The organism is Curtobacterium sp. MCLR17_032 (assembly GCF_003234795.2).
GTDB lineage: Bacteria > Actinomycetota > Actinomycetes > Actinomycetales > Microbacteriaceae > Curtobacterium.
On record NZ_CP126268.1, the window covers coordinates 3,376,611 to 3,390,287 of the forward strand.

Consider the following 13,677-nt stretch of genomic DNA (forward strand, 5'->3'; position numbering starts at 1 on the left):
CGTGGGGTGAGCGGGCACGACCACCAACGCTACGTCATCCCGGCGCCGCCGACGACCGTTCACGATCCCACCTCGTCATTGTCGGTAGAGCAGCGCCCGGACCTCGGACTCGGCCGCGTGCAGTCGGTCGGGGTCGATCGTCTCGCCGTGTTCGTACGCGTCGAGCAGCCTGGGGTCGATGTAACTCTGTCTCGCGACGGTCGGTGTGTTGCCCAGCACCTCGCTGGCGGCCTTGACGGCGTGCGAGATCGCCTTCTTCCGCTTCGCCTGGCTCGACAGCACGCCCGTCTCAGCCAGGTCGACCGCCGCCGCCACCGTGCCGTGCAGCGTCCGGAAGTCCTTCGCGGTGAAGTCCTCCCCCGCACGCTCCTTGACGTAGGCGTTGATGTCCTCCGCCGTCACCGGCTCCCAGTCGTCACCGCGGCGCTCCCGGAACGACAGCAGACGCGCGGTCGGCCCCCGACGCTTCATGCCGACGAGGACACGCGCCAGGTCGGCGTCGTGGATCGTCGACGACCACGCCTGGTGGCTCTTGCCGGGGAATTCGAGCTCGATGTCGTCCCCGGAGATGTGCGCGTGCGTGCAGAGGAGCGTGGAGAGCCCGTGGCTGCCGTGCTCGGTGGCGTAGCGCTCGGACCCGACGCGGAGCGAACCCTGGTCGAGCATCCGGAAGGCAGCGGCCAGGGCGCGATGACGGTCGGGCTCCGGACGGCGGAGGTCCTGGGTCACCATCCGCCGGGCGGTCGGCAGGGACTCGGCCAGCGCGAGTGCCCGGTCGTACTTGATCTTGTCCATCCGGTCGCGCCAGGACGGGTGGTACATGTACTGGCGACGCCCGGCACCGTCGATCCCGGTCGCCAGGATGTGCCCGTTCTCGTACGGGGAGATCCAGACGTCGTCCCAGGCCGGCGGGATCACGAGGTCCTCGAGGCGCTTCCGCACTTCCGGATCGGTCACGGTCGTGCCGTGGGGGTCCTTGTAGGAGAAGCCCGTGCCACTCCGGACCCGGTGGTAGCCACGGCCCTTGGTCGAGGAACGGCGAAGACGTGTCACGATCCCGATGCAACACCACCGGCGCTGCCCGACGGAGCAGGAACGTACCCCGGTGCGTCTGGTGGACCGGCCCAGGGCAGCAGCGCCGGGCAAACGGAAGCGGGGCCGGACCCGAAGGTCCGACCCCGCTCGCGCAAGTGACTGGAATTACTTGATGATCTTCTCGACCGTGCCAGCGCCGACCGTGCGGCCACCCTCACGGATGGCGAAGCGGAGGCCCTCTTCCATGGCGATCGGCTGGATCAGCTCGACCGTCATGGCGACGGTGTCACCGGGCATGACCATCTCGGTGCCCTCGGGCAGCGTGATGACGCCGGTGACGTCCGTGGTGCGGAAGTAGAACTGCGGACGGTAGTTCGCGTAGAACGGGTTGTGACGACCGCCCTCTTCCTTGTTCAGGATGTACGCGTTCGCGCTGAACTCGGTGTGCGGCGTGACCGAACCCGGCTTCACGACGACCTGGCCGCGCTCGACGTCTTCGCGCTTGAGGCCACGGATGAGCAGACCGGTGTTGTCACCGGCGACTGCCTTGTCCAGCAGCTTGCGGAACATCTCGATGCCCGTGACCGTGGTCTTCTGGGTCGCCTTGATGCCGACGATCTCGACCTCGGAGTTGAGGTCCAGCTCGCCACGCTCGACGCGACCGGTGACGACGGTGCCACGACCGGTGATCGTGAAGACGTCCTCGATCGGCATGAGGAACGGCTGGTCGGTGGCGCGCACCGGGTCCGGGACGTTCTCGTCGACGGCGGCCATCAGGTCCTGGACGGACTTGACCCACTTCTCGTCGCCCTCGAGCGCCTTGAGCGCCGAGACCTGCACGACGGGGGCGTCCTCGTCGAACTCCTGCGAGCCGAGGAGCTCGCGGACCTCGAGCTCGACGAGCTCCAGGATCTCCTCGTCGTCCACCATGTCGGACTTGTTCAGCGCGACGACGATGTACGGGACGCCGACCTGGCGGGCGAGCAGCACGTGCTCACGCGTCTGGGGCATCGGGCCGTCGGTGGCGGCGACCACGAGGATCGCGCCGTCCATCTGGGCCGCACCGGTGATCATGTTCTTCACGTAGTCAGCGTGACCAGGAGCGTCGACGTGCGCGTAGTGGCGCTTCTCGGTCTGGTACTCGACGTGCGAGATGTTGATCGTGATGCCGCGCTGGCGCTCTTCGGGAGCGTTGTCGATCTGCGCGAAGTCGCGGGCCTCGTTGAGGTCCGGGTACTGGTCGTGCAGAACCTTGGTGATCGCCGCCGTGAGCGTGGTCTTGCCGTGGTCGACGTGACCGATGGTTCCGATGTTGACGTGCGGCTTGGTCCGCTCGAACTTGGCCTTGGCCACTGTGGGTCCTCCTCAGGACTCGGATGCGTCGCCCCCGGCAGGACCTGGTCGGTCCTGCGCTGTTGGCGCGCGGTTGTGTGTATCTACTTTAACTGGTGGCGAGGGGCCCGTCGCCGGGCACCCTCGCCTGGGGATGACGCGGGAGCGTCAGGCCCCGGTGCTCTTCTGGATGATCTCGTCTGCCACGTTGCGCGGGACCTCGTTGTAGGTCTCGAACACCATGGAGAAGACAGCACGACCAGAGGTCTTGGAGCGCAGGTCGCCAACGTAGCCGAACATCTCGGACAGCGGGACGCTTGCACGGACCACCTTGACGCCGGACGCATCCGTCATCTCGGAGATCTGCCCACGACGCGAGTTCAGGTCACCGATGACGTCGCCCATGTACTCCTCGGGCGTACGGACCTCGACGGCCATGATCGGCTCGAGCAGCACGGGACCGGCCTTGCGGGCCGCTTCCTTGTACGCGATCGAGCCGGCGATCTTGAACGCCATCTCGGACGAGTCGACGTCGTGCGCCGCGCCGTCCTTGAGGGTCGCCTTGACACCGACGGTCGGGAAGCCGGCGAGGACGCCGACCTGCATCGCGTCCTGGATGCCCGCGTCGACCGAGGGGATGTACTCGCGAGGAACGCGACCACCGGTCACGCCGTTCACGAACTCGTACACCTTCTCGGCGGTGACGGGCATCGGCTCGAGCGCGATCTGCACCTTCGCGAACTGACCGGATCCACCGGTCTGCTTCTTGTGGGTGTAGTCGTAGCGCTCGACGACCTTGGTGAGGGTCTCGCGGTAGGCCACCTGCGGCTTGCCGACGTTCGCCTCGACCTTGAACTCACGCTTCATGCGGTCGACGAGGATGTCGAGGTGGAGCTCGCCCATGCCCTTGATCGTCGTCTGACCGGTCTCGGCGTTCTGCTCGACGCGGAACGTCGGGTCCTCTTCAGCGAGCTTCTGGATGGCGACCGAGAGCTTCTCCTGGTCGGCCTTCGTGTTCGGCTCGATGGCGACCTCGATGACCGGCTCCGGGAACGTCATCGACTCGAGGACGACCTGGTTGGACGGGTCGCACAGGGTGTCACCCGTGGTCGTGTCCTTGAGGCCGATGACCGCGTAGATGTGGCCCGCGGTGACCGAGTCGACCGGGTTCTCCTTGTTGGAGTGCATCTGGAAGATCTTGCCGATGCGCTCCTTCTTGCCCTTGGTCGAGTTGATGACCTGGGCACCGGAGTCGATGTGACCGGAGTACACGCGGACGTAGGTGAGGCGACCGAAGAACGGGTGCACCGCGACCTTGAACGCGAGAGCCGAGAAGGGCTCGGAGGACTCCGGCTTGCGGATGATCTCGACCTCTTCGTCCTTGACGTCGTGGCCGATCATCGGCGGGACGTCGAGGGGCGAGGGGAGGTAGTCGATGACCGCGTCGAGCATCGGCTGCACGCCGCGGTTCTTGAACGCCGAGCCGCAGAGGATCGGGTAGAGCGTGCTGCTCACCGTGAGGGCACGGATGGCGGCCTTGATCTCGGCGACCGAGAAGTCGGTGTCGCCGTCGAGGTAGCGCTCCATGAGCGCGTCGTCCGCCTCGGCCACGCGCTCGATGAGCTTCTCGCGGTACTCGGCGGCACGGTCGGCCAGGTCGGCCGGGATCTCCTCGATGGTGTACTTCGCACCCATCTCGACGTCACCCTTGGCGTCACCGCGCCACGTGAGTGCACGCATCTCGACCAGGTCGACGATGCCCTCGAAGGAGCTCTCGGCACCGATCGGCAGCTGGAGCACGAGGGGCTCCGCGCCGAGGCGGTTCACGATGGTGTCGACGGTGTAGTAGAAGTCGGCGCCCAGCTTGTCCATCTTGTTGACGAAGCAGATGCGCGGGACGTTGTACTTGTCCGCCTGACGCCACACGGTCTCGGACTGGGGCTCGACGCCCTCCTTGCCGTCGAAGACGGCGACGGCACCGTCGAGGACGCGGAGCGAACGCTCCACCTCGACCGTGAAGTCCACGTGACCGGGGGTGTCGATGATGTTGATCTGGTTGTTGTCCCAGAAGCAGGTCGTCGCGGCCGACGTGATCGTGATGCCGCGTTCCTGCTCCTGCGCCATCCAGTCCATCGTGGCAGCGCCGTCGTGGACCTCACCGATCTTGTGCGTGATGCCCGTGTAGAACAGGATGCGCTCGGTCGTCGTGGTCTTGCCGGCATCGATGTGCGCCATGATGCCGATGTTGCGGACCTTGTTCAGGTCGGTGAGCACGTCCTGTGCCACAGGTTCCTCCGGGAGAGTTGTAGGAGAGGGTGGCGGCCGTCCGGGTGCCGCGGCTCTTGGCCGAGGCACCCGGACGGTGCCGGATGACTACCAGCGGTAGTGCGCGAAGGCCTTGTTCGACTCGGCCATCTTGTGGGTGTCCTCGCGGCGCTTGACCGCGGCACCGAGACCGTTCGACGCGTCGAGGATCTCGTTCATGAGACGCTCGGTCATCGTCTTCTCGCGACGGCCCTTGGCGTACGAGGTGAGCCAACGGAGCGCGAGGGTGTTCGCGCGGTGCGGCTTGACCTCGACCGGGACCTGGTAGGTCGAGCCACCGACGCGGCGGCTACGGACCTCGAGGGTCGGACGGACGTTGTCGAGCGCCTTCTTCAGCGTGACGACGGCGTCCTGGCCGTTCTTCGACGAGACACCTTCGAGCGCGTCGTAGACGATGCGCTCGGCGAGGCCCTTCTTGCCGTCGAGGAGGATCTTGTTGACGAGCTGGCTGACGACGGGGGCGCCGTAGACCGGATCGGCGACGACGGGGCGCTTCGGGGCGGGACCCTTACGAGGCATCTAACTCAACCCTTCTTCGCACCGTAGCGGCTACGAGCCTGCTTACGGTTCTTGACGGCCTGGGTGTCCAGGGCACCGCGGATGATCTTGTAACGCACACCCGGGAGGTCCTTCACACGACCGCCGCGGACGAGCACCATCGAGTGCTCCTGGAGGTTGTGGCCCTCACCGGGGATGTAGGCCGTGACCTCGGTGCCGTTCGAGAGCTTCACACGAGCGACCTTGCGCAGGGCGGAGTTCGGCTTCTTCGGGGTGGTCGTGTAGACGCGGGTGCACACGCCACGCTGCTGGGGGTTCGCCTTCAGTGCCGGCGCCTTGGTCTTGACGACCTTCGGCGTACGACCCTTGCGAACGAGCTGCTGGATGGTAGGCAACTGTTCTCCTGGTTCTTCGCTCGTGCTCTCTGGCCGACGCGGTCCGTCGGCTTCCTCATCCCACGCGGACCAACGCCTGACGGCGGAGGGAGATGGGGGATGGAGTGATCGGGAGGCCGGAGGCCTGCACGATCTGGGCGCGCCCGAAGGCGCACACCCAGAAGAGCCTAGCCGTCGTAACAGACGAGGTCAATCCGTGGTAACCCGCCGACCGGCCCGTCCGCTGTGGGCGTGACGGCGGTACGGAGGTCCGGACGGGGTGTCAGGACCCCGACTCGGACTGCGCGTTGCCGACGGCCGACACGAACGTCGCCCCGTCGTCGCCGAACCCCGTGATCCAGCCGGACGCGCGCACGGTGATCGGCCCGGCGGTCGCGGTGCCGCGGCCCTCGGGACCGGTGAACTGTGCGCGGAACGTCGCGGAACCCGCCGAACGGGTCGAGACCGCCCAGCCCTTCGACGCCCATCCCCCGACGGCGACGGACGGGCGGGACTCGAGTGTCCACTTCTGGTCGGTGTAGGTGTTGTCCGGGTCCTCGCCGTAGGCGTAGAAGCTGCAGCCGTCGGGAGCCGCGGTCGGTGCGGCCACGCAGGCGTCCACCCATGCGTCCACCGCGGCCGACGCCGCCGTCGACCCGGCTTCAGTCAGGGTCGTCGCCACCACCACCGGGGTCCCGGTCGCGCCGAACCCCGGGACGGGCGCCGTCGAGTCCGTCGCGGTGAACCACTTGCCGCCGTCGAGGTGCACTCCGTACGACCCCGGGAACGCCCGGAGCGAAGCGGTGCCGGACGAGTCGGTCCGGACGTCGGCGCCCGCGACCTGCACGGTGCTCCGAGGCGGCCCCTGCACCGCGACCTGTACCGACCCGAGCACCGGCGCCCGCAGCGACCACACCGGGAAGACGCCCCAGTCGGTGCCCGTGCGTTCGAGTTCGAACGTCGCCGGGATGATCCGCCCGGCCTGGGTCAGGACGGTCCGGACGGTCGCGTGGTCCGACTGCTGGTCCACCGAGGTGATCCGGTGCGCCGTGATCTTGTCGCCGGCACGGGCGTAGACCGCGTCGGTCAGCAGCACGTCGCTCTTCTCACGGTCGATGCCGGCCGTTCGGAGTGCGGCGGAGAGGTGGCCGTGCTCGACGTCGTCGAGGAAGGACTGCACCGGGCGCTCCGCCGAGTGCGCGTCCGATCCGACGGACCAGCCGATGCCCCCGGCGACCACGAGCAGGACCAGTGCCGCAGCCCCGGCCACGATGCCGACGACCGCACCGCGGCGCATTCCGCGCCGCCGCCCGGTCGCGCCCGGCGTCGGCTGGACAGCCGTCATGGCGGGTGGCAGGGCGCGGTCTCCGTGCAGTGATTCGTCGTCCGGCACCGACTCCCAGCCCGGCGTGCGGTCAGCTCGGTCGGTCATCGGTCCCCCATGGTGCGTCGGTCAGCGCTTCCCCGGAATCGTACCGGCCGAGGCGGGGGTGGTGCGGACCTCCCGTCAGTCCTGTGGACGGACCGGCGGCTGCTGGTGCTCCTGTGGATGACCCGCCTGCCAGCGCACGGCGGAGATGCCGCCGACGACGGTCAGGAGGGCGACGACGACCGCACCCACCACGAAGGGACTGAGGGCGTACCCCGCGGGGAACACCAGGAGCTCGGCGACGTCGGACCGGACCAGGGCGTAGCCCACCGCGCCCACGCCGAGCATGACCAGGTACGTCGTCGCGGCGGCGACCAAGCCCGTGATGCCGGGGTTGCCCTCCCGGGCGCCCGTCGCCGTCGCGAGGAACACCACGATCGCGGCGCCGACCACCATGCCCGGCCCGAGGTACGGGGTGGCGTCGGGTTGGCGGATCGCCTCGGCGTCGGCGAGCAGCGCTTCGAAGCCCGCCACGGCGATGACGAGCGCGATGAACAGGACGGACGTCATCGTCGCCACCAACCACCGGGACATGGGCTGATCGTAGCCCTCACCCGCCGACGGTCGGGGTGGTGGCTACGGGGCGTCGGCGCGTTCCGGCTCGGGTGCGTGGTGCTGAGCGGCGTGGTGCTGCGAGGCGCGCTGCGGCGTCGCGTGCTGCTGGGTGGCCTGCTGCTGGATGGCGTGCTGCTCTGTGGCTGCGCGGACGAGGGCGAGCGCGATCGTCGCGGTGATGACGGGGACGCTCTCGGTCATCGGGGCGGGGGCGTCGGTGCCGGTTCCGGTACTGCCGCCGGACACGACCGGGAGGCCCGGGGCCGGCTCCGGCGTCGCGGTGACGTCCGCCTCGTGGTCACGCAGTGCCGGGCCGATCACCGGCAGGACCGCCGTGGTCGTCGGGAGCTCGGCATGGAGGTCGGTGGAGCGGGCAGTGGGCGCCCCACTCGTGCTGCGTCGCCGGCGGAGACCCATCCGGACGAGCACGACGGCTGCGACGACCGCCCAGATGCCGTTCACGATCGTCGACGGCACCGCGTGGTGAGCGGCCACGTTGACGGCGACGGCGATCCCTCCGACGAGGTTGAACAGCTGGTACACCGGGCCGTTCGGGATCTTGCCGAGCGAGAAGAGCAGATAACCGGCGAGGACGGTTCCTGCTCCGAACCAACCGAGGAACTCGATGACACCGACGAACACGCGCGACTCCGGGCACGACGAGGAGCACCCGTTTCGCGGGCGTCCGAGAGGGAGATGGGCGGCCGCGAGCGCGGGCCCGAGCAGCATCGTAAACGGGGCCGGCGGCGTGGCGGAAGTGCGAGCGGCGTGGCGAGGTGGCCCCGGTGTGGGGGGATTACTTGCTCGTGGGAGCAGTCGCGTCGGTGTCGAGCACGAACACGTAACCGCTGAAGTTCCACGTCGTGGATGACGTCTGGGTCGATTCGAGGGAAGGGTCCGACGCCGAGGAGGTGATCGAGTTCACCAAGTAGAGACGCTGCAGCGCCTGCGCACGGCCGACGAACGACAGCGCCTGGTCGAACGAGCCGTCCACCGAGACGGTCACGGGCACAACGGAGAAGTTGGAAGCAGTGATGCTCGCATCGGTGGCGACCGGTGGCGCGCTCGCCGAAGCCGAGGCGACAGGCTCCGGGGTCGGTGTCGGTGTCGGTGTCGGCGTGCCCGTCGCACTGGGTGTCGTCGGTTCCGACACCGGCGGCGTGTACGCGACCGCATCGGACGTGGTGATCGCGGACACCGTCACCCCGGCGGCAGACGCTGCCTGCCCGATCTCGTCGTAGAACGCAGACATCTTGGTCGCGGACGGGACCGACGCCTCGAGCCGACCGAGTTCGGCCTGCATCTCCGGGAGGGTCTTCGCCTGTTTCCGGAGTCGCGCGAGTTCCACCGATTTGAGGGCGTTCTCCTGCTGGACGGTGCTCTGCTGTGTGTCGTCGGCGGCGGCCCGCGCGAGCTGCGGCTGGACCCCGAGGAAGAACCCACCGACCGCGACGACGACCATGCCGATCACCGCGAGGACCATGTTGAGACGGTTCCGGGTCATTTCAGTTGCCCTTCTCGGATGCGTACTTGCCGTCGAAGGCCTTCTCGTTGACGTGGATCGTCATGTTGACGGTGTAGTCACCGCTCGTCTCCTCGAGCGTGACCGAGTTGACGGTGGCGTCGACGTAACCCGGCAGCGAACGGACGGACTCAAGCCACGCCGGAACGGTCGGGAGCGTCTGACTGACTGCGTCGAACGTGAGGGTGGCGACGCGCTGGCCCTGCAGCGGGGCTTCGGTCTGGGCGTACTGCTCGAGCGGCGACGCGGAGTTCACGCCGACGCCGTTGATCACGACGCCGGCCGGGAGCGACGCCCGGACCGCTCGAAGGTACGGCTCCCATGCGATCTCGGTCGAGCCCGCGACGGTTTGTGCCGACTCGAGCATGGTGGTCGCGGACTCCGTCGCGCGCACGTCCTTGAACCGCGCCTGCTGTTGCAGGAGCGAGAGTGTCTGCGCCTGGGCACCGGCGAGGTCGACGGAGGCCTTCGTGGCGACCAGGGACGCACTGCCCACACCGATCCCGACCGCGACGGCCACCACGACCACTCCGGCCCAGAGTCGACGGACGACGCGGCGCTCACGACGGTCGGTGAGCACCTCCGTCGGCAGGAGGTCTGCACGGGGACGCGCACCGATCACGAGGGAGTTCGCGGTGCCCCGGTCACGCTGTCGCTTCGCTCGCTGCGCAGTGTCCTCGACGACTCGGCGTTCGCGACTGGCCGATGCACGGCCTCGTCCGACCGTGAGTCTCGGCTGCTTGATCTTCGCCTCGCTCATGCTGCCTTCCCTCCTGCGGCCAGGCCCCATGCCACGGCGATGGACGGCCCATGGACGCGGAGGTCTTCCCCGCGGATGGACTTCGCCAGGCCGACGCTCGTGAACGGGTCACCGAGGACGACCGGTAGTCGGGTCGCTTCGGCGAGCGCGTCACGGAACCCAGCGAGCGCGGCTCCTCCTCCGACGAGGAGGACCTGCGAGACAGGTTCGCTCGGGTGGGTGTTGACGAAGTAGCTGACCGTGTTCCGCAGGCTCGCGAGGAGCTCGCTGACGGTCTCCCGCACCGCCCCGACGGCGACGGCGTCGTCATGGGTCTGCGCGCGGGATGAGTCCATGCCGAGGTGCCGCTTGATGGCTTCGGCCGTCGGCAGCGGCACCTCGAGCTGACCGGCGAGCAGGCGTGTGACGTCATCGCCGCCAGTGGGGATGATGCGGACGAACTTCGGGACGCCGTCGCTCATGACGACGACCGTCGTCGTGTTCGCCCCACATTCGACGATCGCCGCCGTGCCCGTCGCCGAGGCAGGCGCGAGTACGCGTGCAAGCGCGAACGGGATGAGGTCGACCCCGACCGGGCGGAGCCCAGCTGTCTGGACGGCACGGACGTTCGCGAGGACCGCGTCCTTGACGGCGGCGACGAGCAGACCACTCACCGTCGGCCCACTCTCGCCGATCCCCTCGGAGGTGGGGTAGAAGTCGAGGATCGCGTCGCCGACGGGGACCGGCAGCATGTCCTGCACCTGGAACGGCAGTGACTCGCGAATCTGTGCGATGGGGGCACGAGGAACGGTCAGGTCGCGCGAGAGCACTCGCTGGTTCCCCATCCCGAGCACGACGTCCCGCGAGCGGAACTTCCCGACGGACCACAGCTCCCGGAGCGCGGCGGCGACGGTGTTCGGCTCGACGACTTCCCCCTGGCGCGTCGCGCCCTCGGGCACGGGCACTTCGGCGAAACGAGTGATCAACGGCTTGGACCGGTCTGCGTCCTGGACTTCGACCGCTCGGATGGCGGCAGCGCCGATGTCGACGCCGACGATGCTCTTGGCCATGCCTTGGTCCTTCCGTCGCCGCTCTACCGGCAGTGTCTGCGGAGCCGATCGGCTCGCTTGGTGTTCGGCGTTCGGTCGTCCTGGTCAGCAGCACGACGGGGATCAGGCGACCCCGAGCACGCTGAGGTAAGCGGCCCAGATCGGCGCGCCGAAGAAGATCCCGAGCCAAGCTCCGCCGAGCATCCACGGGCCGAACGGGATGCCGGTCCGACGACCCACACGACGCGTCACCACCAGGACGATGGAGAAGATACCGCCGAGGAAGAACGCGCCGAAAGAACCCACTGCGAGGGGTCCCCATCCGAGGTACGCCAGCGCGAAGCCCAGGACGCCCGCGAGCTTGACGTCGCCGAGCCCCATCCCACCGGGCACGGCGAGGGCCAAGGCGAGGTAGACGCCGGCGAGACCCAGCAGGCCGATGACTCCACGGAGGATCGCTCCCCAATCGTCGGCGAGCGTCGCAGCGAGGGTGAGGAACACCGGCAGGACCACGGACGTCGGCAGCACGATCCGATTGGGGAGCGTGTGTGTGTCGATGTCGATGAGTGCCAGCGCGACGCTGACGGCCATGAGGAACAGGTACGCCGCGAGCACGGTGGCGCCGTGGGCCACGCCCTGCACGCCGGGGAGGCTGGTTCGGAGTGGTGACCACGGCGCGAGGACGAACACTGCGCCCACCAGCAGGAAGAGCAGAGCGGTGGCTGCCTCGACCAGCGGGTAGCGGCTCGAGATCGCGGTGCCGCAGTCACGACACCGGCCTCGCAGGGTGAACCAGGACAGGACGGGGACGTTGTCACGTCCTCGGATGGCGTGGCCGCAAACAGGGCACGCGCTGGCTGGACTCACGACGGACATCCCGGCCGGAACACGGTGGACGACGACGTTGAGGAACGACCCGATGGCCAGCCCGAAGGCACAGACGAGCGCGGCCGAGCCGGCGAGGGGGAACGGAGCGATCGGGATCACGGAGACGGAGCTCCCGTCGCCGCGTACGCCGTCTTCGACTCGAGCTGCGTCGCCACGCGGTACGTGGTCACGGTCGGCTGGGGGAACTTCGGCGGCGTGTAGGTCGCGAGGGAGTCGTCGTACTCGTAGTCCTTCAGGTACCCACTGGACCCACTCCCGGTGCCGACGGCACCACGGAAGTTCTGGGCGATCGACCCGTTGACGGTCAGGGTCCCGCGGCCGGAACCCAGCGTGTAGTTCTGGACCGCGAAGGTGCCGTCGTTCGACAGGATGGCGGCATCGATCCGGCGGTTGGCCGCCTTGTACGGGACCTTGGCGCTGTTCGCCGGGTTCCACACCCAAACAGCCTGCTGTCCGATGAGCCCGAGGACAGTCGAGGCCGACCGCGTCGCGGGGTAGGTGATGTCGCCCGTGACGTAGGCGTAGTTCTCCGCGGCGACGGTGACGGCCTTGTCGACCACCCCCTTGACGAAGACGTCGCCGTTGTCGCACCCGTACGGATCCGTCACCTTGTTGCCGAGCCCTGCCGTCGGGTCTGCCTCGTTGGTGGCACCGACCTCGGGGAACCCGACACCGTTGGACGGCAACGAGGTGGCCGTGCTCGCCCTGGTGGTGTTGGTGCACGCAGTCGGCTGGTTCTTGAACGTCGACGCACTCCAGAGGTTGGGGTCCTGCGCCCCACCTGCTCGTGCCGACGGTTCGTTCTGCACGAAGACCAGGTTGTTCTTCGGGACGGCGATCGTCGCACCGTCGTCGTCATGGAGTGCGGCGACGTCACCGCACCTGGCAGGAGCGTCGCCGCCGGACAGGAGTCCCCCGGAGCGGTTCGCCGTCCCGGTGACCGTCGTCTTCACCGTAAGCGGGGAGACGACGTTCATCTTGCCGTTGCCGAGGAAGGTGATCTTCGTCGGCCCGGTGTAGAGGCACCCGGCGCCCTCGGCGGTGTTCGTCGTGGCCGCCAGATCCGTCCGCATGTAGTCACGGAGATCGGAGATGGTCGCAGGTGGGGTGAGGGTCGAGCTGGTCGTCGGGTTCACCGTGAACTTCGGCGTGGTCCCGGTGCACCCGGCGTTCGACCAGCCGTAGACGCTCTGCACGGTGCTCTTGAAGGTGGCACCGCAGATCCGGAACTGGTCGTTCGACCGGACCGGGCCCTCCAGCGTGTCCCCGGCGGCGAACTGGATGAACTGACACGTCGAGGGGAGCGCGAGCGGTCGGTACTGGCTGGTGCAGGGCGCTTTGCACCCGAAACCGGCGCATGTGTACGTCTCGTTGCTCACCGACGGGTCCTGGGACTCGTAGTTGGTGAAGTAGAGGTAGTTGGAGAAGCCGTCCGGACGGACGTTGGCGATGAACGACCGCGTGGTCGACCCCGACCGTCCGGTGGCCTGGACCCGGAGGACGCCCTGCGACGTGAGCTTCGAGTTGTCCACGGCGTAGCGGTACGAACCGGAGCTCGTCGCACCCTTGACGCTCGGGACATCGACCCAACGGCCGCCACTCTGGGAGTCGAAGGCAGAGTTGCCGCCAGCGCCCTTCGGGAAGACGCTGCCCGTCTCACGACTGAACGGCGAAGTGGGATCGCCGTAGTTGCCGTAGCCGTTGTCGGCGTTGAGTCGGGCCTGGTAGTCGGCGATCCCCGCGTAGGCAGCTGCAGCGGCGCGAGCCCAGTCTCGGTCGTTCGTAGTGAGCCGTGCACCACTCGTCGCCACCGTCACGAGCGTGGCCACCAGCACCATCACGACCATGCCGATACCGACCACGGCGACGAGCGCGACGCCACGTTCGTCGTCGCGAGCGCGGAGCGCGCGGAGGATCCGGATCACGATGCC

Annotated in this window: 13 protein-coding genes; all 13 read right to left on the bottom strand. The window is 68.4% G+C overall.

The window, feature by feature from the left end:
- Window positions 1-75: 75 nt before the first annotated feature.
- A complete protein-coding gene (locus DEI97_RS16040) occupies window positions 76-1,053 on the bottom strand; it encodes a DNA topoisomerase IB (RefSeq protein WP_111073940.1) in 978 nt (325 codons plus the stop codon).
- Window positions 1,054-1,200: 147 nt separating this feature from the next.
- Window positions 1,201-2,388 carry an elongation factor Tu gene (gene tuf / locus DEI97_RS16045; RefSeq protein ID WP_111073941.1) on the bottom strand — a complete coding sequence of 396 codons (1,188 nt, stop codon included), beginning with the start codon at window positions 2,386-2,388 and terminating at the stop codon, window positions 1,201-1,203.
- Between the two features lie 147 nt (window positions 2,389-2,535).
- The gene (gene fusA, locus DEI97_RS16050) at window positions 2,536-4,653 is read right to left on the bottom strand and encodes an elongation factor G (protein WP_111073942.1); all 2,118 of its coding nucleotides are present in this window, start codon (window positions 4,651-4,653) and stop codon (window positions 2,536-2,538) included.
- An 87-nt stretch (window positions 4,654-4,740) separates the two neighbouring features.
- Window positions 4,741-5,211, bottom strand: coding sequence for a 30S ribosomal protein S7 (gene rpsG / locus DEI97_RS16055; protein ID WP_110903576.1), 471 nt, complete (start codon window positions 5,209-5,211; stop codon window positions 4,741-4,743).
- A 5-nt stretch (window positions 5,212-5,216) separates the two neighbouring features.
- A complete protein-coding gene (gene rpsL / locus DEI97_RS16060; protein ID WP_058728453.1) occupies window positions 5,217-5,585 on the bottom strand; it encodes a 30S ribosomal protein S12 in 369 nt (122 codons plus the stop codon).
- Between the two features lie 262 nt (window positions 5,586-5,847).
- The gene (locus DEI97_RS16065) at window positions 5,848-6,996 is read right to left on the bottom strand and encodes a hypothetical protein (RefSeq protein WP_111073943.1); all 1,149 of its coding nucleotides are present in this window, start codon (window positions 6,994-6,996) and stop codon (window positions 5,848-5,850) included.
- Window positions 6,997-7,071: 75 nt separating this feature from the next.
- Window positions 7,072-7,527 (bottom strand): DUF6121 family protein, encoded by a 456-nt coding sequence (locus DEI97_RS16070; protein ID WP_111073944.1) that lies wholly within the window; start codon window positions 7,525-7,527, stop codon window positions 7,072-7,074.
- A 42-nt stretch (window positions 7,528-7,569) separates the two neighbouring features.
- The gene (locus DEI97_RS16075; RefSeq protein WP_111073945.1) at window positions 7,570-8,190 is read right to left on the bottom strand and encodes a CBU_0592 family membrane protein; all 621 of its coding nucleotides are present in this window, start codon (window positions 8,188-8,190) and stop codon (window positions 7,570-7,572) included.
- A gap of 154 nt (window positions 8,191-8,344) precedes the next feature.
- A complete protein-coding gene (locus tag DEI97_RS16080) occupies window positions 8,345-9,052 on the bottom strand; it encodes a type 4a pilus biogenesis protein PilO (RefSeq protein WP_111073946.1) in 708 nt (235 codons plus the stop codon).
- A gap of 1 nt (window position 9,053) precedes the next feature.
- Entirely contained in the window at window positions 9,054-9,830 is a 777-nt protein-coding gene (locus DEI97_RS16085) for a hypothetical protein (RefSeq protein WP_111073947.1), read from the bottom strand.
- Complete coding sequence (pilM, locus tag DEI97_RS16090; RefSeq protein WP_111073948.1) at window positions 9,827-10,879, bottom strand: type IV pilus assembly protein PilM; 1,053 nt, start codon at window positions 10,877-10,879, stop codon at window positions 9,827-9,829. Before pilM ends, DEI97_RS16085 begins: the two co-directional genes overlap by 4 nt.
- Window positions 10,880-10,981: 102 nt before the next feature.
- Complete coding sequence (locus tag DEI97_RS16095) at window positions 10,982-11,845, bottom strand: prepilin peptidase (protein ID WP_258376635.1); 864 nt, start codon at window positions 11,843-11,845, stop codon at window positions 10,982-10,984.
- Window positions 11,842-13,671 (bottom strand): hypothetical protein, encoded by a 1,830-nt coding sequence (locus DEI97_RS16100; protein ID WP_111073949.1) that lies wholly within the window; start codon window positions 13,669-13,671, stop codon window positions 11,842-11,844. The genes DEI97_RS16095 and DEI97_RS16100 overlap by 4 nt, the downstream gene beginning before the upstream one ends.
- Window positions 13,672-13,677: the final 6 nt, after the last annotated feature.